This window comes from Streptomyces sp. NBC_01171, from assembly GCF_045039805.1.
GTDB lineage: Bacteria > Actinomycetota > Actinomycetes > Streptomycetales > Streptomycetaceae > Streptomyces.
Map to the genome: position 1 here is coordinate 5,566,215 of NZ_CP108609.1, position 26,406 is coordinate 5,592,620.

At 73.7% G+C, this 26,406-nt stretch carries 26 protein-coding genes; 12 read left to right on the forward strand and 14 right to left on the reverse strand.

Annotated elements, in window-relative coordinates; all coding sequences use genetic code 11:
* Positions 1-92 precede the first annotated feature (92 nt).
* A complete protein-coding gene (locus tag OG448_RS25705) occupies positions 93-563 on the reverse strand; it encodes a uridine kinase (RefSeq protein ID WP_405557215.1) in 471 nt (156 codons plus the stop codon).
* A 393-nt stretch (positions 564-956) separates the two neighbouring features.
* On the opposite strand from OG448_RS25705, the gene OG448_RS25710 reads away from it, so the two are divergent.
* The 5 genes from OG448_RS25710 to OG448_RS25730 all read left to right on the forward strand — a co-directional run bounded on the left by OG448_RS25710 (position 957) and on the right by OG448_RS25730 (position 7,259).
* Positions 957-1,913: a hypothetical protein gene (locus OG448_RS25710; protein ID WP_405557217.1), complete on the forward strand. Its 957-nt coding sequence runs from the start codon at positions 957-959 to the stop codon at positions 1,911-1,913.
* Positions 1,914-1,955: 42 nt separating this feature from the next.
* Positions 1,956-3,497: an amino acid permease gene (locus OG448_RS25715; RefSeq protein WP_405557219.1), complete on the forward strand. Its 1,542-nt coding sequence runs from the start codon at positions 1,956-1,958 to the stop codon at positions 3,495-3,497.
* Between the two features lie 252 nt (positions 3,498-3,749).
* Positions 3,750-5,120 carry a peptidase C39 family protein gene (locus tag OG448_RS25720; RefSeq protein WP_405557220.1) on the forward strand — a complete coding sequence of 457 codons (1,371 nt, stop codon included), beginning with the start codon at positions 3,750-3,752 and terminating at the stop codon, positions 5,118-5,120.
* A 94-nt stretch (positions 5,121-5,214) separates the two neighbouring features.
* Positions 5,215-5,868, forward strand: a complete 654-nt coding sequence (locus tag OG448_RS25725; RefSeq protein ID WP_405557222.1) for a TetR/AcrR family transcriptional regulator — start codon at positions 5,215-5,217, stop codon at positions 5,866-5,868.
* 218 nt (positions 5,869-6,086) lie between these two features.
* Complete coding sequence (locus tag OG448_RS25730) at positions 6,087-7,259, forward strand: acyl-CoA dehydrogenase (protein WP_405557224.1); 1,173 nt, start codon at positions 6,087-6,089, stop codon at positions 7,257-7,259.
* On the opposite strand, the gene OG448_RS25735 is transcribed toward OG448_RS25730, so the two are convergent.
* Positions 7,222-7,461, reverse strand: coding sequence for a hypothetical protein (locus OG448_RS25735; protein WP_164188169.1), 240 nt, complete (start codon positions 7,459-7,461; stop codon positions 7,222-7,224). The two genes, OG448_RS25730 and OG448_RS25735, sit on opposite strands and share 38 nt — an antisense overlap.
* Before the next feature lie 77 nt (positions 7,462-7,538).
* Positions 7,539-7,982 (reverse strand): hypothetical protein, encoded by a 444-nt coding sequence (locus OG448_RS25740; RefSeq protein WP_391300136.1) that lies wholly within the window; start codon positions 7,980-7,982, stop codon positions 7,539-7,541.
* A gap of 236 nt (positions 7,983-8,218) precedes the next feature.
* On the opposite strand from OG448_RS25740, the gene OG448_RS25745 reads away from it, so the two are divergent.
* The 4 genes from OG448_RS25745 (at position 8,219) to fxsA (ending at position 12,302) form a co-directional block, all read left to right on the forward strand.
* Entirely contained in the window at positions 8,219-8,662 is a 444-nt protein-coding gene (locus OG448_RS25745) for an Lrp/AsnC family transcriptional regulator (RefSeq protein WP_405557227.1), read from the forward strand.
* A 58-nt stretch (positions 8,663-8,720) separates the two neighbouring features.
* Positions 8,721-10,325: an amidohydrolase gene (locus tag OG448_RS25750; RefSeq protein WP_405557229.1), complete on the forward strand. Its 1,605-nt coding sequence runs from the start codon at positions 8,721-8,723 to the stop codon at positions 10,323-10,325.
* A 555-nt stretch (positions 10,326-10,880) separates the two neighbouring features.
* Entirely contained in the window at positions 10,881-11,669 is a 789-nt protein-coding gene (locus tag OG448_RS25755; protein ID WP_405557231.1) for a polyprenol monophosphomannose synthase, read from the forward strand.
* A 75-nt stretch (positions 11,670-11,744) separates the two neighbouring features.
* Positions 11,745-12,302 carry an FxsA family membrane protein gene (fxsA, locus tag OG448_RS25760; protein ID WP_405557233.1) on the forward strand — a complete coding sequence of 186 codons (558 nt, stop codon included), beginning with the start codon at positions 11,745-11,747 and terminating at the stop codon, positions 12,300-12,302.
* A 105-nt stretch (positions 12,303-12,407) separates the two neighbouring features.
* Here fxsA and OG448_RS25765 read toward each other — a convergent pair whose 3' ends face one another.
* From OG448_RS25765 to OG448_RS25780, 4 genes are all read right to left on the reverse strand, one after another.
* The gene (locus tag OG448_RS25765; RefSeq protein WP_003977404.1) at positions 12,408-12,782 is read right to left on the reverse strand and encodes an RNA polymerase-binding protein RbpA; all 375 of its coding nucleotides are present in this window, start codon (positions 12,780-12,782) and stop codon (positions 12,408-12,410) included.
* 267 nt (positions 12,783-13,049) lie between these two features.
* Positions 13,050-14,396, reverse strand: a complete 1,347-nt coding sequence (locus OG448_RS25770) for an MFS transporter (protein WP_405557235.1) — start codon at positions 14,394-14,396, stop codon at positions 13,050-13,052.
* Positions 14,397-14,460: 64 nt separating this feature from the next.
* Entirely contained in the window at positions 14,461-15,228 is a 768-nt protein-coding gene (locus OG448_RS25775) for a glycerophosphodiester phosphodiesterase (RefSeq protein ID WP_405557237.1), read from the reverse strand.
* On the reverse strand, positions 15,225-15,878 hold the full coding sequence (locus OG448_RS25780; protein WP_405557239.1) for a YitT family protein: 654 nt from the start codon (positions 15,876-15,878) through the stop codon (positions 15,225-15,227). The genes OG448_RS25775 and OG448_RS25780 overlap by 4 nt, the downstream gene beginning before the upstream one ends.
* A gap of 103 nt (positions 15,879-15,981) precedes the next feature.
* On the opposite strand from OG448_RS25780, the gene OG448_RS25785 reads away from it, so the two are divergent.
* A complete protein-coding gene (locus tag OG448_RS25785) occupies positions 15,982-17,487 on the forward strand; it encodes a PLP-dependent aminotransferase family protein (RefSeq protein ID WP_405557241.1) in 1,506 nt (501 codons plus the stop codon).
* 176 nt (positions 17,488-17,663) lie between these two features.
* On the opposite strand, the gene OG448_RS25790 is transcribed toward OG448_RS25785, so the two are convergent.
* Positions 17,664-19,271: a hypothetical protein gene (locus tag OG448_RS25790; RefSeq protein ID WP_405557243.1), complete on the reverse strand. Its 1,608-nt coding sequence runs from the start codon at positions 19,269-19,271 to the stop codon at positions 17,664-17,666.
* A gap of 89 nt (positions 19,272-19,360) precedes the next feature.
* Positions 19,361-19,555: a hypothetical protein gene (locus tag OG448_RS25795; protein ID WP_030810431.1), complete on the reverse strand. Its 195-nt coding sequence runs from the start codon at positions 19,553-19,555 to the stop codon at positions 19,361-19,363.
* A 220-nt stretch (positions 19,556-19,775) separates the two neighbouring features.
* Here OG448_RS25795 and OG448_RS25800 point away from each other — a divergent pair, with 220 nt between their 5' ends.
* Together OG448_RS25800 and OG448_RS25805 are read left to right on the forward strand one after the other, a co-directional pair.
* Positions 19,776-20,168 carry an ankyrin repeat domain-containing protein gene (locus OG448_RS25800; RefSeq protein WP_405557245.1) on the forward strand — a complete coding sequence of 131 codons (393 nt, stop codon included), beginning with the start codon at positions 19,776-19,778 and terminating at the stop codon, positions 20,166-20,168.
* 306 nt (positions 20,169-20,474) lie between these two features.
* A complete protein-coding gene (locus tag OG448_RS25805) occupies positions 20,475-21,893 on the forward strand; it encodes a HEAT repeat domain-containing protein (RefSeq protein WP_405557247.1) in 1,419 nt (472 codons plus the stop codon).
* A 33-nt stretch (positions 21,894-21,926) separates the two neighbouring features.
* Here OG448_RS25805 and OG448_RS25810 read toward each other — a convergent pair whose 3' ends face one another.
* Genes OG448_RS25810 through OG448_RS25830 form a run of 5 tightly spaced genes read right to left on the reverse strand, consistent with a single transcriptional unit; the run spans position 21,927 to position 26,340 of the window.
* On the reverse strand, positions 21,927-22,793 hold the full coding sequence (locus OG448_RS25810) for a biotin-dependent carboxyltransferase family protein (RefSeq protein WP_405557249.1): 867 nt from the start codon (positions 22,791-22,793) through the stop codon (positions 21,927-21,929).
* The gene (locus OG448_RS25815) at positions 22,790-23,407 is read right to left on the reverse strand and encodes an allophanate hydrolase subunit 1 (protein WP_405557251.1); all 618 of its coding nucleotides are present in this window, start codon (positions 23,405-23,407) and stop codon (positions 22,790-22,792) included. The genes OG448_RS25810 and OG448_RS25815 overlap by 4 nt, the downstream gene beginning before the upstream one ends.
* On the reverse strand, positions 23,404-24,171 hold the full coding sequence (locus tag OG448_RS25820) for a LamB/YcsF family protein (RefSeq protein ID WP_405557252.1): 768 nt from the start codon (positions 24,169-24,171) through the stop codon (positions 23,404-23,406). The genes OG448_RS25815 and OG448_RS25820 overlap by 4 nt, the downstream gene beginning before the upstream one ends.
* A 28-nt stretch (positions 24,172-24,199) precedes the next feature.
* Positions 24,200-25,039 (reverse strand): putative hydro-lyase, encoded by an 840-nt coding sequence (locus OG448_RS25825; protein ID WP_405557254.1) that lies wholly within the window; start codon positions 25,037-25,039, stop codon positions 24,200-24,202.
* Entirely contained in the window at positions 25,036-26,340 is a 1,305-nt protein-coding gene (locus tag OG448_RS25830; protein ID WP_405557256.1) for an MFS transporter, read from the reverse strand. The genes OG448_RS25825 and OG448_RS25830 overlap by 4 nt, the downstream gene beginning before the upstream one ends.
* Positions 26,341-26,406: the final 66 nt, after the last annotated feature.

Below are 26,406 nucleotides of genomic sequence, written 5' to 3' on the forward strand. Positions count from 1 at the left end.
CCTGTACGGGCGCCGGGTCAAGCCACGTTGGGGCCCTGAACGAACTTCCGAGGCGGCCGTCTTCACAAGTTCAGCACACTGCGGACAACCCGTCACCGTGAGTGAGAATTCGGGCCGGACGGGCCCGGCCGGAGGGGGCTCGCGGGCCCTGGCAGCACCTCGTACCCCTCGGGTCTCGCGCGCACCACGAGGTTCGCGCGGGGGCGCGAGGGGTCGCCGGCGAAGTGCGCGCGCTCCGCCTCGGTCCAGGCGTCCCAGAACTCCCGCTGGGCCTCGCCGTCCCGGCGGCGGCCGCGCGCCCAGGACTCCCGAGCGGGCAGCTCCATCCACAGCAGGGCCGCCAGGTGCGGGCGCAGCTCCCGGCGCCCCGCGCCGACGCCCTCGACCAGGAGCACGGGGGCGGGCGGCAGGGTGCGGGGCGGGCCGAAGGCGCGCAGGTTCCAGTCGTAGGGGGCGTACCGCGCGCTCTCGCCCCGGCCGAGCGGCTCGATCACCTGGGCGGTCAGGCGGCCGGTCCAGGAGAAGAGTTCCTCGTGGGTGGCGATGTCGTCCAGGTGCAGCACCGGCGCCCCGCCGAGCGCGGCGGCCAGGTGTCCGGCGAAGGTGGACTTCCCGGAGCCCGCGTGTCCGTCGACGCCGATCAGCCGGACCGGCCCCAGGGACGGGGGAAGGGCGCGCAGTCGGCGGGCGAGGTCGTGAATGGCGATTCCTGAGGTGTGGTGCGGTGTGGGGGAGTTCTGCCGGAAACAGTCTAGTAGGGGGTGATGGCCGGGTACCCGACGGCCGGGAAAAGCGCGACTTCCCGAGGCGTTCGCTGACTCAAGGTCAATCGGTGGAGATTTTCCCCCGGAATCCGCCGACCGATATGTGAAATTCGGCGTTCCAGGTGTGTCGCCCGGTGAGTAAGGTGCGTCCTGCACAACTGCGACGCGTCGTATCGGGACGGACAGGGGAGCATGGCCGCGGAGTTATTCGAGGGGCAGTACGTCTGGCACCCGGCGGCCGACGACCGCGTCCTGGCGAGCGTATGCGTCGATGTGCGGGCGGGGCGCCACCGCTACGCCTGTGAGGCCCTGGCCGAGACCCGGTCCGACTTCGGCCTGCGCGCCCACCGCTCGCTGGTACTGGCCTCGGAGGCGGCCGGCACCGACCTGGTGGAGCGCTGGCTCGCCGAGGAACCGTCGCCCGAGGCCGCGCTGATGTGGGCCCGCGTGGCCGTGCAGCGCGCGATGCGGGCCGCCGACGCGCGCGACGAACGCGCCGAGGCGCTGGAACGGATAGCCCTCGCCGCCTGCGAACGCGCCGCCGCCCTCGCCCCCGACGACCCCACGCCCTGGGTCGCCAAGCTGACCATGGCCCGGCTGCACCAACTGCGCGAACCCGCGCCGCAGGGCCTGCTCACCGCGCCGCCCGGTCCCTGGCGGCTGTTCGCCCACATCCTGTCCCTGGACCCCTGGCACCGCGAGGCCCACCACCGCTTCCTCTCCTTCTTCTTCACCCGGCACGGCGGCACGGTCAACGCCGCCTGGGACGTGGCCGCCTTCCTCAGTCAGCGCGCCCCCGCCGACTCCGCGCTCCGACTGCTGCCGCTGGTCGCGCTGGTGGAGAGCTACAACCCGACCCAGTTGCTCGCCGACCGGGTCTGGGAGCAGCCGCAGTGGCGCGCCACCGCGCTGGCCGCCTACCGCAACTGGCTGCCCACGGTGGCCGGTTCCCGCTTCACCCCGGTGCTCGACCTGGCCTACCTCGCGCACGCGCTGGTCATGGGCCAGAGCGAGTTCGAGGCCCGGGCGGTCTTCGCGGCGATGGGCCCGTACGCCTCGCGCATGCCCTGGAGCGCCTTCGGCGACCCCGCCGAACAGCTCTCCCGTGCCCGGCGCGCCTGCGGGCTGCCCGTCCCCGGACCCGCCTGAGACCGCACCTTCCGCGTCCACCCCCAACAGAAAGGCAGATCAGTGTCGGAACGGATATCGCCGCCAGGGGCCGAGGCTCCGGCCGCCGAGGAACCGGTCGTGCTCGACGACGACGCGACCCTGCACGCGATGGGTTATCCGCGCAAACTCACGCGCCGTTTCAAAGCGTTCGACAATTTCGCGATCTCCTTCACCATCATCAATATCCTCTCGGGTATTTTCTCGTCCTTCGGATTCGGTCTGAGTGCGGGTGGCCCCCGTATTCTCGTGTTCGGCTGGATCGGCGTCTCCGTGATGGTGCTCTTCATCGGCGCCGCCATGGCGGAGGTCGCCTCCGCCTATCCGACGAGCGGGGCGCTGTATTTCTCCGCCGGTAAACTCGCCAAACGGCACAAGGGCGCCTGGTCCTGGTTCACCGGCTGGCTGAACTTCGTCGGGCAGATCGGCGGCACCGCCGCCACGGGTTACGCGGCCGCCACCTTCATCCAGGCGTTCGTCGCCCTCCAGTGGTCCTCCTACGAGCCCACCGCCCACCAGACGGTGCTGATCACCGCGGTGATCATCGTGCTCCAGGGCCTCGCCAACACCTACACCGTCCAGCTCGTCGCGGTGCTGAACCGGATTTCCGTGTGGTGGCTGCTGATCGGACTCGTGGTGATCGTGGGCGCACTCATCGTGATTCCCGATCACCACCAGTCGGCGTCCTTCGTCACGCATTTCGAGAACAACACCGGCTTCACCAACGGCCTTTACGGCGGCATGCTGGGCCTGCTGGTCACGAGCTGGACCTTCACCGGCTTCGACGGCAGCTTCCACATGTCGGAGGAAACCGTCCAGGCGACCGTCAACGCGCCCAAGGGCATCACCCGCGCCATCGGCTATTCGGCGATCACCGGCCTGATCCTGATGCTGGCGCTGGTCTACAGCATTAGCGACTACACCAAGGTGGCCGGCTCGGACGCCCCGCCCGTCCAGATTCTCATCGACGGGCTCGGCCTCGGCGCCGCCAAGGTCATGCTGCTGATCGTCATCGGCGCCATGCTCTTCTGCGGCCTCGCCAACCTCACCAGCAACACCCGGCAGATCTTCGCCTTCTCGCGCGACGGCGCCATGCCCGGCTCCCGCTGGTGGCACTCCGTCTCGCCGCGCACCCGGACGCCCGTCAAGGCGGTCTGGCTCGCCGTGGGCTGCTCGCTCGCCCTGGTGGTGCCCGGCTGGTGGTCCCACACGGCGTTCACGGCGATCGTCAGCGTCAACGTGGTCGGACTGTTCCTCGCCTACGCGGTGCCGATCTTCCTCCGGCTGCGGCTCGGCGACGAGTTCCAGCCCGGCCCCTGGCACCTGGGCCGCTGGGGCCGGCCGATCGGCTGGGCCGCGGTGATCTGGATTCTGCTGAGCAGCGTCCTGTTCATGCTCCCGCAGGCGTCCCCGATCACCGTGGACTCCTTCAACTACGCGCCGATCGCGCTCGCGGCCGTGCTGCTCATCGCCACGGTGTGGTGGTTCACCACCGCCCGCCGCCGCTTCCAGGGCCCGGTCAGCTACGGCCGCCCCGACGAGGTCGCGGCGATGGACCTGGTCTGAGCCCCTGGGTGACATGAGCCTGCCATGGCGTGGCCCCGGTGTGCGGCATCCCGCCCCGCACCGGGGTCGTGCCATGCCGGTGCGCGGCATCCCGCCATTGGCCAAGACCAATATTCATGGACGCGGCATGCGCCGAAGTGCTGGCAGGGGCATGTCGGCTGCTCCATAGTTGGCGCACAACCGTGCACCTGAGTTGGCGCACAACCGTGCACCTAACCGTCCCGATCCGGACACCTGGGGGTAGTCGCGCCCATGAGCAGAGCCCAGCAGCCGTCCCGCCGAACCGTTCTCGCCGCAGCCGTCGCCGTCGCGGTGGCCGCCGGGACGGTACCCGCGGCCGCCGCCACCGCAACTGCGGCCGCCGACGCCGACGACTCGGGCCGCGCGCCCGCCCGTCCCGTCGACAACCGCGCCTGGACCACGCACCACGACTGGCGCGGCGGCACCGGACGCGGCGTCCGTACCGTCCCCGGCCGCCGCCCCGGCATCGCCATCGCCGTGCCCGAGGGCCGCACCGACTACACCGACCCGCACACCGGCACCACCGCCGCCTGGGAGTACGCCACCTGGACCTCCCCGCTGCACCGGCTCCGGGTGCCCGCCACCGAGCTGATCGCCTCCTGGAACGCCGACACCCCGGCCGGCACCTGGCTGCAGATCGAACTCCAGGCCACCTACTCCGACGGCACCACCGGCCCCTGGTACGTGATGGGCCGCTGGGCCGCGGGCGACGAGGACATCAAGCGGACCTCGGTGGACGACCAGAGCGACGGCAAGAGCTCGGTGTGGACCGACACCTTCGCCATCGACGACGCGAGCACCGGTCTGCGCGCGGTCGCCTACCGGCTGCGGCTCACCCTGTACCGGACGCCGGGCACCGGGCGCACCCCGACCGTGTGGCGGGTCGGCGCGATGGGCTCCGACGTCCCCGACCGCTTCACCGTCCCGGCCTCCACGCCCGGCCTCGCCCGCGAACTGGTCGTACCGCGCTACTCGCAGGAGATCCACAAGGGCCAGTACCCGCAGTACGACAACGGCGGCGAGGCGTGGTGCAGCCCGACCTCCTCGCAGATGATCATCGAGTACTGGGGCGGCCGGCTCACCCCGGAGCAGCTCGCCTGGGTCGATCCCTCCTACGCCGACCCGCAGGTCGACCACGCGGCCCGGTACACCTACGACCACCAGTACACCGGCTGCGGCAACTGGCCGTTCAACGCGGCCTACGCGGCCACCTTCCCCGGCATCCAGGGCGTGGTGACCCGGCTGACCTCGCTCACCGACCTGGAGACCCTGATCGCGGCGGGCATCCCGGCCATCACCTCCCAGTCCTTCCTCAAGACCGAGCTGACCGGCGCCGGCTACGGCACCTCCGGCCACCTGATGACGGTCATCGGCTTCACCGCCGACGGCGACGTCATCGCCAACGACCCGGCCTCGCCCAGCGACCCCGAGGTGCGCCGGGTCTACGCCCGGCGCGAGTGGGAGAACATCTGGCTGCGTACCAAGCGGTACGACGCGAACGGCCAGGTCAAGAGCGGTACGGGCGGCGTCTGCTACCTGTACTTCCCGGCCCGCCCCACCCCGCGCCAGCTCCGCGCGCTCGCGGCGGTGGGCGTGCGCTGACCCGGCACGGGGGCGGCCGGGCCCCGGCCCGGCCGCCCCCTCTGCCATACTGCGCGGGTCCCGCCGAACGTCGAGACCAGGGCAGACTGTGAGTGTGCGTCAGCAACATGCGGCCGTCCCCGTCCGGGCGCGCGGCACCGACCGCTCGGCGGCCCGCCGCGCCGAACTCCTCGCCATCGGACGAAGGCTGTTCGCGGACACCTCCTACGACGCGCTGTCCATGGACGACATCGCCCGCCAGGCCCATGTCGCCAAGGGCCTGATCTACTACTACTTCCGTTCCAAGCGCGGCTACTACCTGGCGATCGTCCAGGACTCCGTCGCCGAGCTGGTCGCCTTCGCCGCGAGCGGCGCCGAACTGCCCGCCGTGGACCGCCTCCAGCGCACCATCGACGGCTACCTCCGCTTCGCCGAGCACCACCAGGCCGCGTACCGCACCATCGTCAGCGGTGGGGTCGGCTTCGACGCCGAGGTGCACGCCATCCGGGACGGGGTGCGCGAGGCGATCGTCGCCACCATCGCCGACGGCGCGTACGGCAGGACCGACATCGGCCCGCTGGCCCGTACCGGCCTCTTCTCCTGGGTGTGCAGCGTCGAGGGCACCACGCTCGACTGGATCGGCCGCCCGGAGCTGACCCGCGCCGCTTTGGGCGAGCTGCTGGTCAAGACGCTCGGCGGCACCCTGCGGGCCATCGAGGAGCTGGACCCCTCCTGCCCGGCCCCGCCGCCCGCCCGCCGCGACGGCTGAACGAGCCCCGGGAACGGCCCCGGCTGGATTCTTGATGTAAGCGGTCGTTAACTGGTGACGGGAGGTCCCCGATCGGGCATACTCACGGCACAAGCCGCTGGTCAGCCGCTTCCGAGACCCGGAAGCGGGCCCGCGGCGCAACCGGAGCGATCGCGCGGAGCCGCCCCACCCAAGGCGCACATCCGCCGATGTGCCCGCACAGGGAGGAGTCCGACGCCATGTCCGACCGCGAAACGCAGCCGGTGGAGCGTCAACTGCCCACGGACGAGGCGAGGGATCTGCTCGCCCTGGTCCGGGACATCGCACAGCGCGAGATCGCGCCGAAGGCGGCCGAGGAGGAGGACGCCGGACGCTTCCCCCGCGAGGTCTTCGCCCTCCTGTCGGAAGCGGGCCTGCTGGGCCTGCCCTACGACCCCGAGCACGGCGGCGGCGAGCAGCCCTACGAGGTCTACCTCCAGGTGCTGGAGGAGCTGGCCGCGGCGCGGCTCACGGTGGGCCTCGGCGTCAGCGTCCACACCCTCGCCTCGTACGCGCTCGCCACCCACGGCACCAAGCAGCAGCAGGTCGAGCACCTGCCCGCCATGCTCGGCGGCGGCCTGCTCGGCGCCTACTGCCTCTCCGAGGCGTCCTCGGGCTCCGACGCGGCCTCCCTGCGCACCAGGGCCGTCCGGGACGGCGACGACTGGGTGCTCAGCGGCACCAAGGCGTGGATCACCCACGGCGGCATCGCCGACTTCTACACCGTGATGGCCCGCACCGGCGCCGACGGCCCGCGCGGCATCACCGCGTTCCTGGTGCCCGGCGACGCCGAGGGCCTGAGTGCGGCCGCGCCGGAGAAGAAGATGGGCCTCAAGGGCAGCCCCACCGCCCAGGTTCACCTGGACGGCGTACGCGTCGCGGACGATCGGCGCATCGGCGAGGAGGGACAGGGCTTCGGCATCGCCCTCTCCGCGCTCGACTCGGGCCGGCTCGGCATAGCGGCCTGCGCCATCGGCGTCGCCCAGGCGGCCCTGGACCAGGCGGTGTCGTACGCGACCGAGCGCCGGCAGTTCGGGCACCCGATCGCGGACTTCCAGGGGCTGCGCTTCCTGCTGGCCGACATGGCCACCCAGATCGAGGCGGGCCGGGCGCTGTACCTGGCCGCGGCCCGGCTGAAGGACGCGGGCAGGCCGTTCGCCAAGCAGGCCGCCATGGCCAAGCTGCACTGCACCGACACCGCGATGCGGGTCACCACCGACGCCGTGCAGGTCCTCGGCGGGTACGGCTACACCGCCGACTTCCCGGCCGAGCGCTACATGCGCGAGGCCAAGGTGCTCCAGATCGTCGAGGGCACGAACCAGATCCAGCGGATGGTCATCGCTCGTCATCTGGCGGGGCCGGAGAGTCGCTGAACTGCCCCCTGCGCACCGTCGGGGCCGCCAGCTCGGCCCACTCCGGGTCGTGGCGCCCCGGCAGTGTGCGGCCCCGGTCGGCCCAGACCCGCATCAGCTCGGTGTAGATGGGCGGGTCCGGGTGCGGGGGCGCAGCCGCGTCCGCCGGCCGGGGCACGTAGACGCGGCGCTGACGCCCGGTGGCCGTCTGGGTGGGAGTCATGCCTGGCCAACGCGAGCGCGGCCGGGCAGGTCACCGGCGGGCGGAATCGAGCGTCAGTTCAGCGCCGTCCACACCGCTCAGGCGGCGGCCTTGCCACGCATGAACGGCACCTGCATCGGGCGTGAGCCCGGACCGCCCACGTGCGAGAACGGCTGGGTGCGCCAGTCCAGGCCCTGGGGGAGCGTCAGCAGCAGCGCGGTGTCCTGCTCCTGCGGCGTGAAGGACTCGTCGGCGGGGCGGGCGTCCGCCGCCGCGCGGCCCGTACCGGCACAGGCCGTCAGGCCGAACGGGTTCCACGGCGAGGCGCACAGCGCGTGCTCCGGCAGGGACTCCTCGTCCGCCAGCAGCGCGATGGCCTGCGCGCAGTCCGGGCAGATCACCCGGTACATCTCGAAGGTGTCGTAGTCGGCGTCGAGGCCGTAGGCGTCACCGGAGTCCGGTTCGACACCCTCCGGCTCGGGCTCGACCACGGACTGCTGCCGCTTGGCGACGGAGCGAACGGGGCGCTTGACACTCTGCATGGGATTCTCCCCCTGAAAGGCTGGGCCGTGAAGGCGCTGCGGCCTCGACCACAGCAAGCACTTCCCGCAGGTTCTCGGTGGTAATCGTGAGAACCTCACGCAGCGCGTTCACATGGTGTGGCGTTCGTCACAGGCTAGCGGTGGATATCCGCCCAGATGCCGCGTGCCGCGCCATTGGAACCTGCCGAAGTTCCCCCGCGCGCACGCGCGCGGGGCCGCACGGTAGGTTCTGGCGCATGGAGGAGCTGGACCGTCAGATCGTGCAGTTGCTCGTCAGGGACGGGCGGATGAGCTACACGGACCTGGGCAAGGCCACGGGCCTGTCCACGTCGGCCGTGCACCAGCGCGTGCGCCGGCTCGAACAGCGGGGCGTCATCCGCGGCTACGCCGCCGTCGTCGACCCCGAGGCCGTCGGGCTGCCGATGACCGCGTTCATCTCCGTCAAACCGTTCGACCCCAGCGCCCCCGACGACATCGCCGAGCGGCTCGCGGGCGTCCCCGAGATCGAGGCGTGCCACAGCGTCGCCGGGGACGAGAACTACATCCTCAAGGTGCGGGTGGCCACCCCGCACGAACTGGAGGAACTCCTCGCCCGGCTGCGCTCCCTGGCCGGGGTCTCCACCCGCACCACGGTCGTGCTGTCCACGCCGTACGAGGCACGCCCGCCGAAGATCTCCTGAGCCCCCGACACGCGCCCCGGTTCCGGGCGCGCCGGAGGTACGGGAGAGACTGGTGGGCATGAGTGAGCAGCCCGCCGCCCCCCGGACCGTCCTCCTGCGCCGAGGAGAGGTCCACAGCCCCGCCGACCCCTTCGCCACCGCGATGGTGGTGGAGCGCGGCCAGGTCGCCTGGGTGGGCTCGGAGGGGGCCGCCGACGCCTTCGCCGACGGGGTGGACGAGGTGATCGACCTCGACGGCGGCCTGGTCACCCCCGCCTTCACCGACGCCCACGTGCACACCACCGCCACCGGGCTCGCCCTGACCGGCCTCGACCTCTCCGCCGCGCCCTCCCTGGAGGCGGCCCTCGCCCTGGTCCGGGACTTCGCAGCCGCCCGCCCCGCCGACCGGGTCCTGCTGGGCCACGGCTGGGACGCCGCCCGCTGGCCCGGCGGCCGTCCGCCGACGCGCGCGGAGCTGGACGCGACCGCGGGAGGCCGCCCGCTCTACCTCTCCCGCGCCGACGTCCACTCGGCCGTCGTCAGCACCGCCCTGCTGGACCTCGTCCCGGCCGGGGTGAGCCGCGCCGACGCCCCGCTCACCGCCGACGACCACCACGCCGTCCGCGAGGCCGCCCTGGGCGCGCTCGCCCCGGCCCAGCGCGCCGAGGCCCAGCGCACCGCGCTCGCGCACGCGGCCTCCCTCGGCATCGGCTCGGTGCACGAGTGCGGCGGCCCGCAGATCTCCTCCGAGGACGACTTCACCGGCCTGCTGCGGCTCGCCGGAGAGCTGCCCGGCCCACGGGTCGTCGGCTACTGGGCCGAGCGGGACGTCGACAAGGCCCGCGAACTGGGCGCGGTGGGCGCGGCCGGCGACCTCTTCGTGGACGGGGCGCTGGGCTCCCACACCGCCTGCCTCCACCGGCCGTACGCCGACGCCCCGCACACCGGCACCGCCTACCTGGACGCCGACGCGGTCGCCGAGCACGTCGTGGCCTGCGCCGAGACCGGGCTCCAGGCGGGTTTCCACGCCATCGGCGACGCCGCCGTCACCGCCGTGGTCGAGGGCGTGCGCACCGCCGCCGAGAAGGTCGGCCTCGCCCGCGTACGGGCCGCCCGGCACCGGGTCGAGCACGCCGAGATGCTCACCCCCGACACCGTCGCCGCCTTCGCGGAGCTGGGCCTGATCGCCTCCGTCCAGCCCGCCTTCGACGCGATCTGGGGCGGCGAGGACGGCATGTACGTCCGCCGCCTGGGCGCCGAGCGCGCCCGCACCCTCAACCCGTACGCGGCCCTGCTGCGCGCCGGGGTGCCGCTCGCCTTCGGCTCCGACAGCCCGGTCACCCCGCTCGACCCCTGGGGTACCGTCCGCGCCGCCGCCTTCCACCACACGCCGGAGCACCGGGTGTCGGTGCGGGCCGCGTTCACGGCGCACACACGCGGCGGCTGGCGCGCCATCGGCCGGGACGACGCGGGCGTCCTGGTGCCGGGCGCGCCCGCCGACTACGCGGTCTGGCACACCGGTGACCTCGTCGTGCAGGCCCCCGACGACCGGGTGGCCCGCTGGTCCACCGACCCCCGCTCCGGCACCCCCGGTCTGCCCGACCTCACCCCCGGCACCGGGCTCCCGGTCTGCCTGCGGACGGTGGTCGGGGGGCGGACGGTGTTCGTACGGCCGGGCGAGTGATCTCCCGGCCCGCCGGTCCGCCGAACGGGTGACGCCGTCCGGTCGCCCGACCTGCGCATCCTCGGCCTTTTCCGTGCCCTGCCCGGCGTACGCCCTGGCCGGGGGGCTGTTGACAGCCGACGGCGGCGGGCCGGTAGGTTCGGCCGAGTCCACCAACGGACGTTCGACCGGGGAGTGTTCGCACACTCGTCGCAGCGCCACTGGGTCAGGACGGTGTGCCGTACCGGGGCACCGTCGACGGCAGCCAGGCGCAGTGCTCGCGCCGACGAGGGAGCGCTCCGGCCGGTCGGCAAGGTGTGACCCGGATGGGGCCCGCGCGCTCAGTAGACAACGGCTCTCGGTCGATCCGCAGCCAGCGGGTCCCAGGTCGGCCCGAAGGGCGGCGCGGGCCCCCATTCCGCCGCGCGAAAGCCACAGCACAGCCGCGAAACGCGCCGAAAGGCGCGCTCCTACCCCGCTCACCGGCCTCCGACACCGCCCGAGCCCCGTGCCGCCGCGTCATCGCAGGCCGTGACCACTATGGTGGACGCCTGCGCACGACATGAAGGGGCAGCAGTGAACGACGGCGACGGGACCCTCTCGGCCAAGGCCAGAGGGCGGCAGTTCGGTCCGCTCGGCACGGCCTTGGTGATCATTCCGACCTACAACGAGGCGGAGAACATCAAGACCATCGTGGGCCGGGTACGCAAGGCCGTCCCCGAGGCGCACGTCCTCGTGGCGGACGACAACAGCCCGGACGGCACCGGCAAGCTGGCCGACGAGCTGGCCGTCGCGGACGACCACGTCCAGGTGCTGCACCGCAAGGGCAAGGAGGGCCTGGGCGCCGCCTACCTCGCGGGCTTCCGCTGGGGCCTGGAGCACGGCTACGGCGTGCTGGTCGAGATGGACGCCGACGGCTCCCACCAGCCCGAGGAGCTGCCCCGCCTGCTGACCGCCCTCAAGGGCGCCGACCTGGTGCTCGGTTCGCGCTGGGTGCCCGGCGGCCGGGTGGTGAACTGGCCCCGGTCGCGTGAGGTCATCTCCCGCGGCGGCAGCCTCTACTCCCGGATCGCCCTCGACCTGCCGCTGCGCGACATCACCGGCGGCTACCGCGCCTTCCGCGCCGAGACGCTCCAGGGGCTCGGTCTGGAGGAGGTCGCCTCCCAGGGCTACTGCTTCCAGGTCGACCTGGCCCGCCGCGCGGTCAAGGCCGGGTACCACGTGGTGGAGGTCCCGATCACCTTCGTGGAGCGCGAGTTCGGCGACTCCAAGATGAGCCGGGACATCCTGGTGGAGGCCCTGTGGCGGGTCACCGCGTGGGGCGTGGGCGACCGCGTCGGCAAGATCAAGGCCAAGGGCAAGTAGCGCCGTACGGGCCCGGCGGGCGGTGCTGAGTCACCCCTTACGCGGCGATGAGCCGGGCCCAGGCACACTGGAAGCATGACGACTGGCGCATCCACCCCTCCGCAGACCGGGCGGCCCAAGCGTTCGGCGCTGCGCAGGTATCTGCCGCTCGCTCTGGCCGCGTGGCTGGTGCTGGAGATCTGGCTGCTCATCCTGGTCGCGGACGCGGCCGGGGGCCTCGCCGTGTTCCTGATCCTGGCCGCGAGCTTCGTCGCGGGCGCGGTCGTGGTGAAGCGGGCCGGCCGCCGCGCCTTCCGCAGCCTGGACGAGGCGCTGCGGCGCGGCACCGCGCCCTCCTCGGGCGGCGGCAGCAACGGCCTGCTGATGCTCGCCGGGCTCCTGCTGATGCTCCCCGGGATGCTCTCCGACGTGGCCGGACTGCTCCTGCTGCTGCCCCCGGTGCAGAACCTGGTACGCCGGCGCACCGAGCACGTGATGAGCCGCAAGCTGCGCGGGGCCACGCCGGGTTCCTTCGGCGACGCCTTCCAGCAGGCCCGTATCCACCGCCCGGACGGCAAGGTGGTGCAGGGCGAAGTCGTCCGCGAGCGCCATGAGGACTCCACCGACGAGCCCCGGCCGCCGCTGAGCCGCTGAGCGGGGCGGGGGCCCGGACAGCACAGAACCGCGGGCGCCGTACATCGTGATGATGTACGGCGCCCGCGGTTCTCTGTACGCCAGGTCCGGCGCGGCCCCTCGGGGCTACGCGGACTTGCGGCTGTCGCGCGGGTGTACCGCGATGTTCATCGCGCCCGACCGCAGGACCGCCAGACGCTCCTCGAGGACCTCTTCGAGTTCCTCGCGGGTGCGTCGTTCCATCAGCATGTCCCAATGGGTACGCGCGGGCTTGGCCTTCTTCTCCTCAGGGCCGTCGCCGTCGACCAGGAGTGCCTGGGCCCCGCAGACCTTGCACTCCCACTCCGGCGGAATCTCCGCCTCGACCGAGAAGGGCATCTCGAAACGATGCCCCTTCTCGCATGCGTACTCCACGGCCTGGCGCGGGGCCAGGTCGATACCGCGGTCCGTCTCGTAGCTGGTCACCACGAGGCGCGTACCGCGAAGAGCTCGCTCACTCATGAATCGTGCCTCCCGGGCTTGTCGCCCACAGGACAGGTGTCGCTGTCGTCGTCATCCGGTCAACGTCCGGTCGGCGGTAAAGATTCCCGTTCCGAGTCCCGTTCCGGGTCGTGCGTCGCCGTCGTAGCCGCCCCTTGTTGTACCCACACACGCCCGGTTTGTCACATCTGCTCGCAGATATGACCCAGCGTTTCGCTGTCTTTGGCGCGCAGTAACGGTACGCCTGGCAGGCCAAACGCGTACACTACCGCCCTTTCGTGTTGAACGCTAAATCCTCTCGGGGACCGGGTTCCCCGCCTCGCCGATCGCACGCCGGACCGGTACCCGCGCCAGCAGGACGAAGCCGAGCACGAAGAAGGCCACCAGGGAGACGATCGCGGAGCGGTAGCTCCCGGTGAGCTGGTAGGTCACCCCGAACAGCAGCGGGCCGAGCCAGCTCATGCCCCGGTCGCTCATCTCGTACGCGGAGAAGTACTCGGCTTCCTTGCCCGGCGGGATGAGGTGGGAGAACAGCGAGCGGGACAGCGCCTGGCTGCCGCCGAGCACCAGACCGATCGCGGCCGCCAGCACGTAGAAGAACACCGGCGCCCCGGCGGGCAGGAAGTACCCGGCGGCCAGAGTGAACGTCCACGCCACCAGGGAGCCGAGGATCGTGCGCTGGGCGCCGTAGGCCCGCGCCAGCCGGCCCATCGCCAGGGCGCCCGCGACCGCCAGCACCTGCACCAGCAGGACCGCGCCGATCAGCGTGGACTGCTCCAGGCCCAGCTCCTCGGAGCCGTACACCGACGCCTGGGTGATCACCGTCTGGATGCCGTCGTTGTAGACGAGGTAGGCCAGCAGGAAGGCCAGGGTGCGGGGATGGCGGCGCATGTCCTTCACCGTCGCCGCCAGTTGGCGCAGGCCGGTCGGGGCGGCGGCCGCCACGCGCGCGTGCCGGTCGCGCAGCCGGCGCAGCGGGATCAGTGCGAAGGCGCCCCACCACAGCCCGGCCGAGGCCAGGCACACCCGCACGGCCGCCGTCTCGGAGAGCCCGAAGGAGTCGTGGGCCATGTACAGCACCAGGTTGACGACCAGCATCAGGGAGCCGGCCGCGTAGCCGAAAGCCCAGCCGCGCGAGGAGACCCGGTCGCGTTCGGCGGGCGGGGCGATCTGCGGCAGGTAGGAGTTGTACAGCATCATCCCGACCGACTGCGCCGCGTTGGCCACCACCAGCAGCAGGCCGCCGAGCAGATACCGGTCGCCGTCCAGGAAGAACATGCCCGTGGTCGCGGCCGCCCCGGTGTACGCGGCCGCCGCCAGCAGCGGCTTCTTGCGGCCCGTGCGGTCGGCGAGGCTTCCCACCAGGGGCATCACCAGCACCGCGACGATCACGGACAGGGAGACCGTGTAGGCGAAGAACGAGCCCGCGCGCACCGGCACCCCGAGCGGGTGCACATAGCCGTCGGCGTCGGCCGCGTGCCGGGCCACGGCGGTCAGATACGGGCCGAGGAACACGGTGAGGACGCTCGTGGAGTAGACCGAGCACGCCCAGTCGTACCAGTACCAGCCGCGTTGCTCGTGCCGTGAACCCGCCGTCTCGTCGGGCGCCCCCGCCCGCACGGTGTCGATACCCACCCCGCGCCCCTCGCTTCCCCGCCGCAGTGCCGTGCCAAGGCGGGGGAGGCGTCGCGGGGCCCGGTCAGACCCAGACGCCGCGGTCCTCCATGACCTCGCGCAACGTGTCGATGTGATCGGTCATGATGCCATCGACCCCCAGATCCAGGAGCCGGTGCATCCGCTCGGGTTCGTTGACCGTCCACACGTGCACCTGGAGCCCGCGCGCGTGCGCCGCCCGCACGAAGCGCCCGTCGGCCACCGGGATGCCCGACTGGACCTCCGGCACCTGTGCCGCCACGGCCGAGCCGCGCACCGGGGCGGGCAGCCCCCAGGAGCGCAGCCGCAGCCCCAGTACGCCCAGGGTGCCGAACGAGGTGGCCAGCCTCGGCCCCGCCAGCCGCTGCGCCCGGCGTACCCGCGCCTCGGAGAAGGAGCCCAGGCAGACGCGGTCCCAGGCGTCCGTCCGCCCGACCAGCTCCAGGAAGGGCAGCAGGGCCGCCTCCGCCTTCACGTCCACGTTCCAGCGGACCTCGGGGAACGTCTCCAGCAGCTCCGCGAAGAGCGGTACGGGCTCCCGGCCGCCCACGCGCGCCTGCTGGACCTCCGCCCACGGCAGGTCGGCGATGCGGCCGGTGCCGTCGGTGACGCGGTCCAGGGAGTCGTCGTGGAAGGCGACCAGCGTGCCGTCCGCGGTGAGGTGGACGTCGGTCTCGATGTAGCGGTAGCCCAGCGCGACCGCCCGGTGGAACTGTGCCACGGTGTTCTCCACCCCCTCCGCCGCCCCGCCCCGGTGGGCGAAGGGAATGGGGCCGGGATGGTCCAGGTACGGGTGGCGTATCGGCTCGGTCACCGGCGCAGTATCGCGCGCTCCGGCGCGTGGGTGGCAACCACCCTGCTCGGCACGGGCGCCGGGCGCAGCGCGAAGAGACGCAGGAAGAACTGGGCGAGCGGGCCGATCGCCAGCGCGTACAGCACGGTGCCGATGCCGACCGTGCCGCCGAGGGCGAAGCCGGTCGCCACCACGGTGACCTCCACGCAGGTGCGGATCAGCCGGATCGAGCGGCCGGTGCGCCGGTGCAGGCCGGTCATCAGGCCGTCGCGCGGGCCGGGGCCGAAGTCCGCCGCGATGTACAGGCCGGTCGCCGCGCCGTTGAGCACGACCCCGGAGACCAGCAGCGCGATCCGCGCGGCCATGCCGTGCGCGCCGGGCAGCACGGACAGGACGGCGTCCATGGCGAAGCCGATCACCAGCACATTGGAGACCGTGCCCAGGCCGGGACGCTGGCGCAGCGGAATCCACAGCAGCAGCAGAGCCGCGCCGAGCAGGGTCAGGACCACGCCCATGCTGAGGCCGGTACGGGCGGCGAGCCCCTGGTGCAGCACGTTCCACGGCTCCAGGCCGAGGCCCGAGCGGACGAGCAGCGCCGAACTCGCCCCGTACAGCGCGAGACCGGCGTAGAGCTGGAACAGGCGGCGGGCGAGACGGGCCGGAGTGGACATGGAATACCCCCCTGGGGTGGTGACAGTGGCCTGACTCGTGCCACTCTGTGGCTTGGGACGGAGAGCCATCCATGGCCAATCCGGGGAAGGTGGACTGATCTTCATGGCACATTGGACCTCTGCGGTGGGCGCCGCTCAGCTCGCCCGGCTCCTCAACTCCCAGCAGGACCGGCCCGGTGGCCCCGGCACGCGCCGCCCGCCCGCCTACCGCGCGCTGGCCGACGGCATCCGGCTGCTCGTCCTGGAGGGCCGTGTCCCCGTGGCCGCCCGGCTGCCCGCCGAACGCGAGCTGGCCCTCGCCCTCTCCGTCAGCCGCACCACCGTCGCCGCCGCGTACGAGACCCTGCGCACCGAGGGGTTCCTGGAGTCCCGGCGCGGGGCGGGCAGTTGGACGGCCGTCCCGGCGGGCAACCCGCTGCCCGCGCGCGGACTGGAGCCCCTGCCGCCCGAGGCGCTCGGCTCCATGATCGACCTGGGCTGCGCCGCCCTCCCCGCGCCCGAGCCCTGGCTCACCCGCGCCGTCTCCGGCGCGCTGGAGGACCTCCCGCCCTACGCCCACACCCACGGCGACTACCCGGCCGGGCTGCCCGCGCTCCGCGAGATGATCGCCGAGCGGTACACCACGCGGGGCATCCCCACCATGCCCGAGCAGATCATGGTGACCACCGGTGCGATGGGCGCCATCGACGCCATCTGCCATCTCTTCGCCGGCCGGGGCGAGCGGATCGCCGTCGAGTCGCCGTCCTACGCCAACATCCTCCAGCTCATGCGGGAGGCGGGCGCCCGGCTCGTCCCGGTCGCCATGGCCGAGGGGCTCAGCGGCTGGGACCTCGACCGCTGGCGCCAGGTGCTGCGCGAGGCCGCGCCCCGGCTCGCCTACGTCGTCGCCGACTTCCACAACCCGACGGGGGCGCTGGCCGACGAGGACCAGCGGCGCCGGCTCGTGGACGCGGCCCGCGCGGCCGGGACGGTGCTGGTCGCCGACGAGACGATGAGCGAGTTGTGGTTCGAGGAGGAGCTGGGCCGGAACATGCCCCGCCCGATGTGCGGCTTCGACCCGGCCGGTTCGACCGTCATCACCGTCGGCTCGGCCAGCAAGGCGTTCTGGGCCGGGATGCGCATCGGCTGGGTGCGGGCCGCCCCGGACGTCATCCGCAGCCTGGTCGCCGCGCGCGCATACGCCGACCTCGGCACCCCGGTCCTCGAACAGCTCGCCGTGCACTGGCTGTTCACCAGCGGTGGCTGGGAGCAGGCCGTGGCGCTCCGCCGCTCCCAGGCCCGCGACAACCGGGACGACCTGCTCGCCGCCCTCCGACGCGAGCTGCCCGACTGGGAGTACGAGGTGCCGTCCGGCGGCCTCACCCTCTGGGTCCGCACCGGCGGCCTCTCCGGCTCCCGCCTCGCCGAGATGGGCGAGCGGGTCGGTGTCCGTGTCCCCTCCGGCCCCCGCTTCGGCGTCGACGGCGCCTTCGAGGGATACCTGCGGCTGCCCTTCACGGTCGGGGGCGCGGTCGCCGACGAGGCGGCGGCCCGGCTGGCGTCGGCCGCGCGGCTGGTGGAGTCGGGGGCCAGCGGGGGCGGGGAGGCGTCGGGGGCGTTCGTGGCGTGACCCTCCGGGAGGGGCCGCCCTCGTCGGGCCGGACCGTCCGCGCGGCTCTCGCGCCGGCGCCGGCGGCTCCGGTACGTCCGGCTCGACCCGGGTCTCGCGCGGCCTCAGAGGCTCCCCCCGTACACACGCACGTGCCCGCTCCGAGGGTTGGAGCGGGCACGTTCGTGTGTACGGGGTCAGGCCCGGTCCGCCGGGACGGCGTCCGCCGGTTCGGCGGGGGAGACGACCTCCATCGAGCGGGTCGGCTCCGGTTCCGCCGGGGTGACGCGCTCGGGCAGCAGGGACAGTACCGCCTGGCGCTCCGGTTCCGGGGTCGCCTCGTCGTAGGGGTCCGGGGTGGCCGGAACCTGGAGGCGGTGGACCGGGCCGGAGCCGAGGCGGGCGTAGCCGCGGCCGGGCGGGGTCCGGTCCGGCGGGGTGGTGGGCGGCGGGGCGCCCAGGAAGGCGGCGACCTGCTGAGGGGAGGCCGGGCCCAGGACCACCCGGGCGCGGGTGTGCTGGCCGATCGCCTCGCTCAGGGTGTCCGCGCTGTCGAACTGCTCGGCCACCACGACCGTCACCCCCGCCGCCCGCCCGTGCCGCAGCGGGACCTGGAGCAGGGCCTGCGGGTCGGTGCGGTGCTCCGCCTCCGCGAGGTGGGTGAAGACGGTCGGGCGGTCCAGGAGGACCCACAGGGGACGCGTGGTGTCCTCCGGCGGCGGACCGCCCGCCTGCCGGGCCTGGTTGACCGCGAGGAGCCGCCGCTCGGTCTCCTGCGCGGCCCACTCCAGCCCGGCCACCGCCCCGGCCGGCGCGCACTCCACGGCCAGCACGCCCGCCCGGCCGATCAGGCAGGAGTACTCGCCGGTGCCGCCGCCGTCGACGATCATCACGTCGCCGTGCCGCAGCGCCTGGAGGGCGATGGAGCGCACCAGGGTGGACGTGCCGCTGCCGGGCTGGCCCATGACCAGCAGATGCGGCTCCGGCGAGCGGCTGCCGGTACGCCAGACCACCGGCGGCACGTCGCACCGCTCCTCGCCGTAGGAGAGCGGGAGGGTGCGCTGGACCTCGTCGGGGTCGGTGAAGCCGAGCACCGTCTCGCCCGGCGCGGTGACGAAGTGCTGGGCGGTGATGCCGGTGGGCAGGGCGGCGAGGACGCTCAGCGTGAGCCGGTTGCCCTCCTCCTCCCAGGCGAAGCGGTACTCCCGGCCGCGCCCCGCCTTCGCGGTCAGCAGCCGCTCGACCCGCGCGCGGGACTCCGGGTCACCGTCCGGGAAGTACGCCGGGTAGCGGATGACGACGCGCTCCAGCCGGCCGCCCTCGTCGAACTCGTGCTCCGTGAGGACCGCGTCCCACGCGCCGCCGTACGCGTACAGCGGGGCCGGGTCGTCGGCGGTGGAGAAGCACGGCACCAGCGCCTCGTACAGCGACTGGAGCCGTTCGGCCTGGGCGGGGTCGGGGCCTTCGGGCGCGGCCGGGGCGTGGTCGCGCCCGTACCAGGCCGCCGCGACCATCAGGGACACGGCGGCCAGCAGCGGGCCGTACGGCATCAGCGCGACGGCCATGACCACGGCGGCCGCCAGGAACAGCAGTGGGCCCCGCTTGTCCTTCGGGGTGGCCGCCACCTTGGCCCGGCCGGCCAGGGCCAGCCGGCGCAGGCCGCGCGAGATGGTGATCAGCGGGTGGAGGACGTCCGTGGCGCTGTCGGCCGCCGTCCGGGCCAGCTCCCGGCTCCGGGCGAGCTGGGTGCGGGCGAGCTGCGCGCTGTCCTTGCTCAGAATGCGGGGGAGTGGGCGCCGGGCCACTGCTGTCTCCTGGAGGTGGGTACGGGCGTGGGGAGACTCCCCCTCGGACGGGACCCGCCGGTCCGCGTGGCCTCGGGGGAGGGGCGCGGTCAGAACTTGATGCCGCCGAGGAGGCTCGCCAGGCTCTCGCCGCCCGCCTTGATGCTGGGCGCGATGGCCGTGCTCGCCAGGTAGAAGCCGAACAGCGCCGAGACGACGGCGTGCGAACCCTTGAGCCCGTCCTTGCGGAAGAACAGGAAGACGATGATGCCGAGCAGGACCACGCCGGACATGGAGAGGATCATTTGGGGCCTCCTGGTGTCGAAGGGGGGACAGTCACCATGAGTACTTCCAGGATCACAGGATGTATCCATACGATAAAAGGTGCAAGTAGGTGAAATTCGGCGTTTTTCCCACGGGTGGTGGAACCGTCGGTCACCCGGCCGGGCAGAGCGCCCGCGCCGGTGCGCGAGCCAGTACGCTGGCGATTCACCCGAACGGAAGTCATGAGAGGCGGTCCGGCCGATGAGCGAAGCCCCCGACCCGCAGGTCGTGGAGCTGGCGACCAAGATCTTCGACCTGGCCCGGCAGGGCCGGACCGAGGAACTGGTGGCCTACGTCGACGCGGGCGTCCCGGTCGGACTCACCAACGACCGCGGCGACTGCCTCGTGATGCTCGCCGCGTACCACGGGCACGCCGACGCGGTCCGGGCGCTGCTCCGGCGCGGCGCCGACGCGGACCGGGTCAACGACCGGGGACAGACCCCGCTCGCCGGAGCCGTGTTCAAGGGCGAGACGGCGGTCATCCAGGCGCTGCTCGACGGCGGCGCCGACCCGGCCGCGGGCACGCCCTCGGCCATCGACACCGCCCGCATGTTCGGCAAGATCGAACTACTGGAACTGTTCGGCGCGCACTGACACTTCGGCAACCGGCCCCTTCGGGGGCAGGAGATCAACGGGGGGAGGCGGAGGGGGACCGCCGTAAATACGGTCGCGGCGGCACAAACCGCGGGTCATCATGACGACGTGATTCACGGACGTGATGGCCGGGCGGGAGATGCCGCACCACGCGGGCCGTGAAGCGGCCCGCAAGGGGCCCCGACGAGAGGCAGAGAGAAATGGGCAGCAGCAAGCAAGAGACGGCGGGCGCTCCGACGTTGTGTCACGCGGCCAGGTGATGAGTGACCCCCGGTTGCGTCGACGCTTGATGTGAGGCTGTTTCCCATGTTCGATCCGGTCATAGCGCCCAGCGGTACCCTGCTCGGCCTGCTCCAGCGGGGCCGGGGCGACGGCACCCTGCACGCGCTCACCGCCCCCCGCGCCGAGGCGCTCCAGGCCCTCGACCACTGCGTCCTCCACGATCCCCGCCACGACTGGCAGGTGGAGAACCGCTCCCTCTACTACGCGCGCCTCTACCTCGACCTGAACGGCGGCCTGGACGCCATCGAGGCCCACCTCCTCGACGCCGAGGACGCCCTCGACACCGACGAGTCCCGCACCGGGCTCGCCCTCGCCGTCCTCGGCCACCTCGCCTCCTACGGCAGGCTCGACGCGCTCGCCCTGCTGCGCCGGTATGCCGCCCAGGGCGCCAACTGGGCCTGGGCACTGGACGAGCTGGCCCTGCGCGACGACGACGCGGGCCTGCGCGCCCTCGCCGTCCCCGTTCTGGCCCGCTTCGGCACCGACCCGGCCGGCGAGGCCGAACTCGCCACCGCCGTACGCGACGCCTTCGAACCGCGGCCGTGGCGCCTGTGGGCCGACGACCCGCGCGAGGCAGTCTCCACCCGCGTGCGGGCCGCCCGCGAGGCCGGCAGCTTCGACCGATGGCAGCAGCAGATGCGGCCCACCGGGCCCCGACCCGGCTGGAGCGTGGGCGCCGTATTCGACTGGGCCCAGCAGGGCCTCGAGCGCGGCGCCGCCCTCCATGTCCCCGCCGCCCGCTGTCTGGTCGCCGTCGCCGCGCCCGAGGACCGGCCGGAGATCCTGGCCGCCGCCCGGTCCGGCACCGACGGCGCCCGCTGCACGGCCCTGCGCTACCTCGCCGACAGCGGGGCCCCCGAGACGCTCGACCTGGTCGAGGCCGCCGTCGCGGACGGGCCGGGGGTGGTGGTGGACGCCGCGCTCGACGCCTTCGAGCGGATGCGCACCCCGGCCGCCGTCGACCGCGCCCGCCGCTGGGCCCAGCGGCCCGACGCGCTCGGCGCCGCCGCCGGGCGCGTCCTCGCCTGCCGGGGCGGCGCGAAGGACAGCGACCTCGTCCTCGGCGCCCTGCGCGAGGCCGTACGGGGCGAAGGGCCCGACGCGCCGACCCTGTGGACCCTGGTCGACGGCGCCGGACGTCTGGGCATCGCCTGCGCTGCGCCCGTACTGCGCCACGTCTACCGGGAGACGGCTTCCTCCCATCTGCGCGGCCGCGCGGCCCGCGCGCTCGCGGCCACCGACCCCTCCTTCGCCGCCGGGTTCGCCGTCGAGTGCCTGTGGGACTGCGAGGAGACCACCCGCGAACTGGCCGCGCGCCATGCCGAGACCGGCGACGCCCGCGTCGTCGAACGCCTCCGCCGCCTGGCCGCCGATCCCGCCGAGGAGGACGAGGTCCAGACGGCGGTCCGCAGCCGCTTCGAACAGGACCCGCAGACCCTGTGAGCACGGGCCCGCCGGATCACCGGCGGGCCCCCTTCAGCGGTGTACGGGCACGAAGCGCAGGGGAGTCCCCGGCCTCGCCTGGGCCGCGCCCGGCAGGTCCGCCGGGTGGACCACCGCCGGGACCGGGTAGCCGCCGGTCGTCGGATGGTCGGCCAGGAAGATCAGGGGCAGGCCGTCCGGCGGTACCTGGATCGCCCCCAACACCATTCCCTCGCTGGGGAGTTCGCCCGACCGGGCCCGTTCCAGCGTGGGACCCTCCGTGCGCAGGCCGATGCGGTTGCTGGCGGGGGAGACGCGGTACGTACGGGTCGTCAGGTCTCTGAGGGCCTGCGCGGTGAACCAGTCCTCGCGCGGGCCCAGCGTCACCCGGAGCACCAGTTCGGCCGGGGGCGCCGGCTGCGGGGCGGTGTCGAGGCGGGCCGGAGCGGTCGTCGGCGGGCCGAGCGGGAGCACGATGCCGTCGGTGAGCGGCGGTGGGCCGAGGCCCGACAACAGGTCCGTGGCCCGGCTGCCGAGCGCCGGCTCCACCGCGACCCCGCCCGAGACCGCGACGTACGACCGCACCCCCGCCACCGCTGCCCCCACCTCCAGCACGTCGCCCGCCGCCACCCGGACCGGCGCCCCCCACGGGGCCGGGCGGCCGCCCACCGTCACCGCGCAGGGCGCCCCGCCCACCGCGACGGTGACCGCCGAACGGGCCCGTACGGCACAGCCGTCGAGCGTCGTCTCCAGTACGGCCGCGTCCGGGGAGTTGCCGACAAGCCGGTTGACGAGCGCGGCGGCGGGCGGGTCGAGGGCGCCGGAACGGGGGACACCGAGGTGGGCGTGGCCGGGCCGCCCCCGGTCCTGCACGGTCGTCAGCGCACCCGCCCGCACCACCATCAGCGCACGGTCCGTCACGCGACCCCCACCGGGGTGAAGCGCACCCGCGTGCCCGGCGCCAGCAGGGCGGCCGGTTCCCGCGCGGTGTCCCACAGCACGGCGTCCGTACGGCCGATCAACTGCCAGCCGCCCGGCGACGAGCGCGGGTACACCCCGGTGTACGGCCCGGCCAGCGCGACCGACCCGGCCGGGACCGCCGTACGCGGGGTGGACCGGCGCGGCACGTACCGGTGCTCCGGCAGGCCGGTGAGGTAACCGAAGCCGGGGGCGAAGCCGCAGAAGGCCACCGTGAACTCCGTGTCCGCGTGGATCGCGGCGACCTCGCCCACGGACACCCCCCAGTGCGCGGCGACCTCCGCGAGGTCGGGACCGTCGTAGCGGACCGGGAGTTCGACCGGGGCGGAGGTGGCCTCGGGAGCGGGCGGAGGCTCGGCGGCGGTCAGTTCGGCGGCCCGGCGTACCGGGTCGTCCACGCCGTCCAGCAGGACCGTACGGGCCGCCGGGACGATCTCGCGTGCGGACAGCGAGCCCGCCGCCCGCCTCCGCAGCAGCTCCGCGTGCAGGGCCCGCGCCTGCTCGGCGGAGGCGGCCTCCACCAGCAGGGCGTGCGCGCCCACCGGCAGCGCCCTCACGCGAACGCCTCCACCGGTACGCCCGCCGAGGCCAGCCGGGTGCGGACCCGCCGGGCCAGGCCGACCGCGCCGGGGGTGTCGCCGTGCAGGCACAGGGAGCGGGCCCGGACCCGGATGCGGGCGCCGGAGAGCGCGGTCACCTCGCCGGAGCGGGCGAGGTCCAGCGAGCGTTCCACCACCGCCTCCGGGTCGCTGACCACGGCACCCTCCCGGTCACGCGGGACGAGGGTGCCCTCGTCGGTGTACGCGCGGTCCGCGAACGCCTCCGGGACGGCGCGGAGGCCCGCCTTCCCGGCCGCCTCCAGCAGGCGCGAGCCGGGCAGGCCCAGCACCGGCAGCCGGGCGCCGGCCAGGAGTACCCCGTCGACCACCGCGCGGGCCTGCTCCTCGTCCCGTACGACCCGGTTGTAGAGCGCGCCGTGCGGCTTGACGTAGGCCACGCGGGCGCCCGCCGCCCGCGCGAACACCTCCAACGCGCCGATCTGGTAGGCGACTTCGGCCGCCAGCTCGGCGGACGGCACGTCCATCGCGCGCCTGCCGAAACCGGCGAGGTCGCGGTAGGAGACCTGGGCGCCGATGGTCACCCCGCGCGCGGCGGCCAGTTCGCACACCCGGCGCATGGTGGCCGCGTCCCCGGCGTGGAAGCCGCAGGCCACATTGGCGCTGGTGACGACGGACAGCAGCCCCTCGTCGTCGGTCAGTCGCCAGCGGCCGAAGCCCTCGCCCAGGTCGGCGTTGAGATCGACCGGTCCGGTCACGGTCATCGGGTACGGACCTCCTCGGGTACGCGCATCAGTCGACGCCGACCACGCGGTACTGCTCGTCGCGGGCGTCGGTCAGGAACATCTGCCCCGGCGCGTGCGTGAGGGCGAACGGCGGCCGGGACGCCATCACCGCCGCCTGCGGGGTCACCCCGCACGCCCAGAACACCGGGATGTCGTCCGGCGCCATCGCCACCGGGTCGCCGAAGTCGGGCCCGGCCAGGTCCGCTATGCCGAGGGCGGCCGGGTCACCGCAGTGCACCGGGCCGCCGTGCACGGCCGGGAGCAGCCCGCTCTCCCGGATCGCGGCCCGCAGATGCTCCGGGGGCACCGGGCGCATCGACACCACCATCGGCCCGCGCAGCCGCCCCGCCGGACGGCACTGCCGGTCGGTCACGTACATCGGCACATTGCGGCCCTGCTCGACGTGGCGGATCGGCACGCCGGCTTCGGCCAGCGCCCACTCGAAGGTGAAGCTGCACCCCAGCAGGAACGCCACCAGGTCGTCCCGCCAGTACTCCCGCGCGTCGGACGGCTCGGCCACCAGCTCGCCGTCCCGCCACACCCGGTAGCGCGGGAGATCGGTGCGCAGGTCCGCGCCCGGCGCGAGGACGGTGGTGACCGCCCCCGTGTCCGTCACGTCCAGCACCGGGCAGGGTCGGGGGTTGCGCTGGCAGAACAGCAGCATCTCGTAGGCCCAGTCGGCGGGCACCGCGATCAGGTTGGCCTGCGTGTGGCCCGCGGCGACACCCGCCGTGGGGCCGGTCAGGCCCGCCCGGAAGCGGGCCCGCGCGGTCCGGGGGCTCCAGTCGGGGGCGCCGGTCTCGGCCAGGGCCACCGGGCGGTCGCCGGTCAGGTCGGGGCGCGTCATGCCAGCTCCCGCCCGCGCGTCTCCGGCAGCCCGAACAGTGCCAGCGCCGCCAGCCCGTAGCCCGCCGCGCCGAACGCCAGCGCGCCGCCGACGCCCCAACTGTCGGCCAGGAAGCCCACCAGGGTCGGGAAGAGCGCGCCCACCGCCCGCCCGGTGTTGTACGTGAAGCCCTGTCCCGTACCCCGCACCGGCGTCGGGTACAGCTCGCTCAGGTAGGAGCCGAAGCCGCTGAAGATGGCCGACATGCAGAAGCCGAGCGGGAAGCCCAGCACCAGCAGCAGGGTGTCCGCGCCGGGCGGGATGTTCGCGTACGCCAGCACACAGACCGCCGACAGCAGCGCGAACAGCCAGATGGTGCGGCGCCGGCCCAGCCGGTCGGTGAGGTGGCCGCCGGTCAGATAGCCGAGGAAGGCCCCGGAGATCAGCAACGCCAGATAGCCGCCGGTGCCGACGACGGACAGGCCGCGCTCGGTCTTCAGGTACGTCGGCACCCAGGTGGCCAGCGTGTAGTAGCCGCCCTGCACGCCGGTCGACAGCAGACCGGCGAAGAGGGTGATGCGCAGCAGGCCCGGCTCCTCGGCCGTGCCCGGCCGGAAGATGGCCGCGAACGAGCCGCGCTCCGGGCTGTGTTCACGGGCCGCCGCGGCCTGCGGCGCGTCGTGCACCCGGCGGCGCAGCCACACCACCAGCAGCGCGGGCAGCGCGCCGGTCCAGAACAGCACCCGCCAGGCCAGGTCCTCCCCGACGAAGGAGAACACCAGCGTGTAGACGACCGCGGCCAGACCCCAGCCGACCGCCCAGGAACTCTGCACCACGCCGAGGGTGCGCCCCCGGTGCCGCGCGCTCGCGTACTCGGCGACCAGGATCGCCCCGACCGCCCACTCACCGCCGAAACCGAGCCCCTGGAGGGCGCGGAAGAGGAGCAGGGTCTCGTAGTTCGGGGCGAAGCCACAGGCCACCGTGAGCACCGCGTAGGTGACGACGGTGATCATCAGCGCCCGGACCCGGCCGATCCGGTCCGCGACCATGCCCGCCAGGGCGCCGCCGACGGCGGACACCACCAGCGTGACCGTGGTGAACAGCCCGGTCTGGCCGCTGTCCAGGTCGAAGTACGCGGCCAGCGCGACCATGGTCAGCGGCAGCGTGAAGTAGTCGTAGGAGTCGAGGGCGTAGCCCCCGAAGGCCCCGGCGAAGGCGCGGCGGCCGCGCGGGCCGAGGGCGCGGAACCAGCCCAACGGGCCTTCCTCGTGGGCGGCCTGGTCCGGGACGACGGTCAGCTCGGATGGGGGAGTCGTGCTCATGGGCGGCACCTCGCAGAAGCGTGAGGGGGTGCGGGTCGGTGAGCAGTGCGGGGTCGTGCGGAGGCG

What these genes read in the sequence shown, in the direction of transcription:
- OG448_RS25735 (WP_164188169.1), bottom strand. Translation starts at nt 7,461, where the DNA reads ATGACTCCCACCCAGACGGCCACCGGGCGTCAGCGCCGCGTCTACGTG.
- OG448_RS25765 (WP_003977404.1), bottom strand. Translation starts at nt 12,782, where the DNA reads ATGAGTGAGCGAGCTCTTCGCGGTACGCGCCTCGTGGTGACCAGCTAC.
- OG448_RS25745 (WP_405557227.1), top strand. Translation starts at nt 8,219, where the DNA reads ATGGAGGAGCTGGACCGTCAGATCGTGCAGTTGCTCGTCAGGGACGGG.
- OG448_RS25800 (WP_405557245.1), top strand. Translation starts at nt 19,776, where the DNA reads ATGAGCGAAGCCCCCGACCCGCAGGTCGTGGAGCTGGCGACCAAGATC.
- OG448_RS25820 (WP_405557252.1), bottom strand. Translation starts at nt 24,171, where the DNA reads ATGACCGTGACCGGACCGGTCGATCTCAACGCCGACCTGGGCGAGGGC.
- OG448_RS25805 (WP_405557247.1), top strand. Translation starts at nt 20,475, where the DNA reads ATGTTCGATCCGGTCATAGCGCCCAGCGGTACCCTGCTCGGCCTGCTC.
- OG448_RS25830 (WP_405557256.1), bottom strand. Translation starts at nt 26,340, where the DNA reads ATGAGCACGACTCCCCCATCCGAGCTGACCGTCGTCCCGGACCAGGCC.
- OG448_RS25750 (WP_405557229.1), top strand. Translation starts at nt 8,721, where the DNA reads ATGAGTGAGCAGCCCGCCGCCCCCCGGACCGTCCTCCTGCGCCGAGGA.
- OG448_RS25795 (WP_030810431.1), bottom strand. Translation starts at nt 19,555, where the DNA reads ATGATCCTCTCCATGTCCGGCGTGGTCCTGCTCGGCATCATCGTCTTC.
- OG448_RS25825 (WP_405557254.1), bottom strand. Translation starts at nt 25,039, where the DNA reads ATGACGCGCCCCGACCTGACCGGCGACCGCCCGGTGGCCCTGGCCGAG.
- OG448_RS25710 (WP_405557217.1), top strand. Translation starts at nt 957, where the DNA reads ATGGCCGCGGAGTTATTCGAGGGGCAGTACGTCTGGCACCCGGCGGCC.
- OG448_RS25730 (WP_405557224.1), top strand. Translation starts at nt 6,087, where the DNA reads ATGTCCGACCGCGAAACGCAGCCGGTGGAGCGTCAACTGCCCACGGAC.
- OG448_RS25720 (WP_405557220.1), top strand. Translation starts at nt 3,750, where the DNA reads ATGAGCAGAGCCCAGCAGCCGTCCCGCCGAACCGTTCTCGCCGCAGCC.
- fxsA (WP_405557233.1), top strand. Translation starts at nt 11,745, where the DNA reads ATGACGACTGGCGCATCCACCCCTCCGCAGACCGGGCGGCCCAAGCGT.
- OG448_RS25740 (WP_391300136.1), bottom strand. Translation starts at nt 7,982, where the DNA reads ATGCAGAGTGTCAAGCGCCCCGTTCGCTCCGTCGCCAAGCGGCAGCAG.
- OG448_RS25785 (WP_405557241.1), top strand. Translation starts at nt 15,982, where the DNA reads ATGGCACATTGGACCTCTGCGGTGGGCGCCGCTCAGCTCGCCCGGCTC.
- OG448_RS25780 (WP_405557239.1), bottom strand. Translation starts at nt 15,878, where the DNA reads ATGTCCACTCCGGCCCGTCTCGCCCGCCGCCTGTTCCAGCTCTACGCC.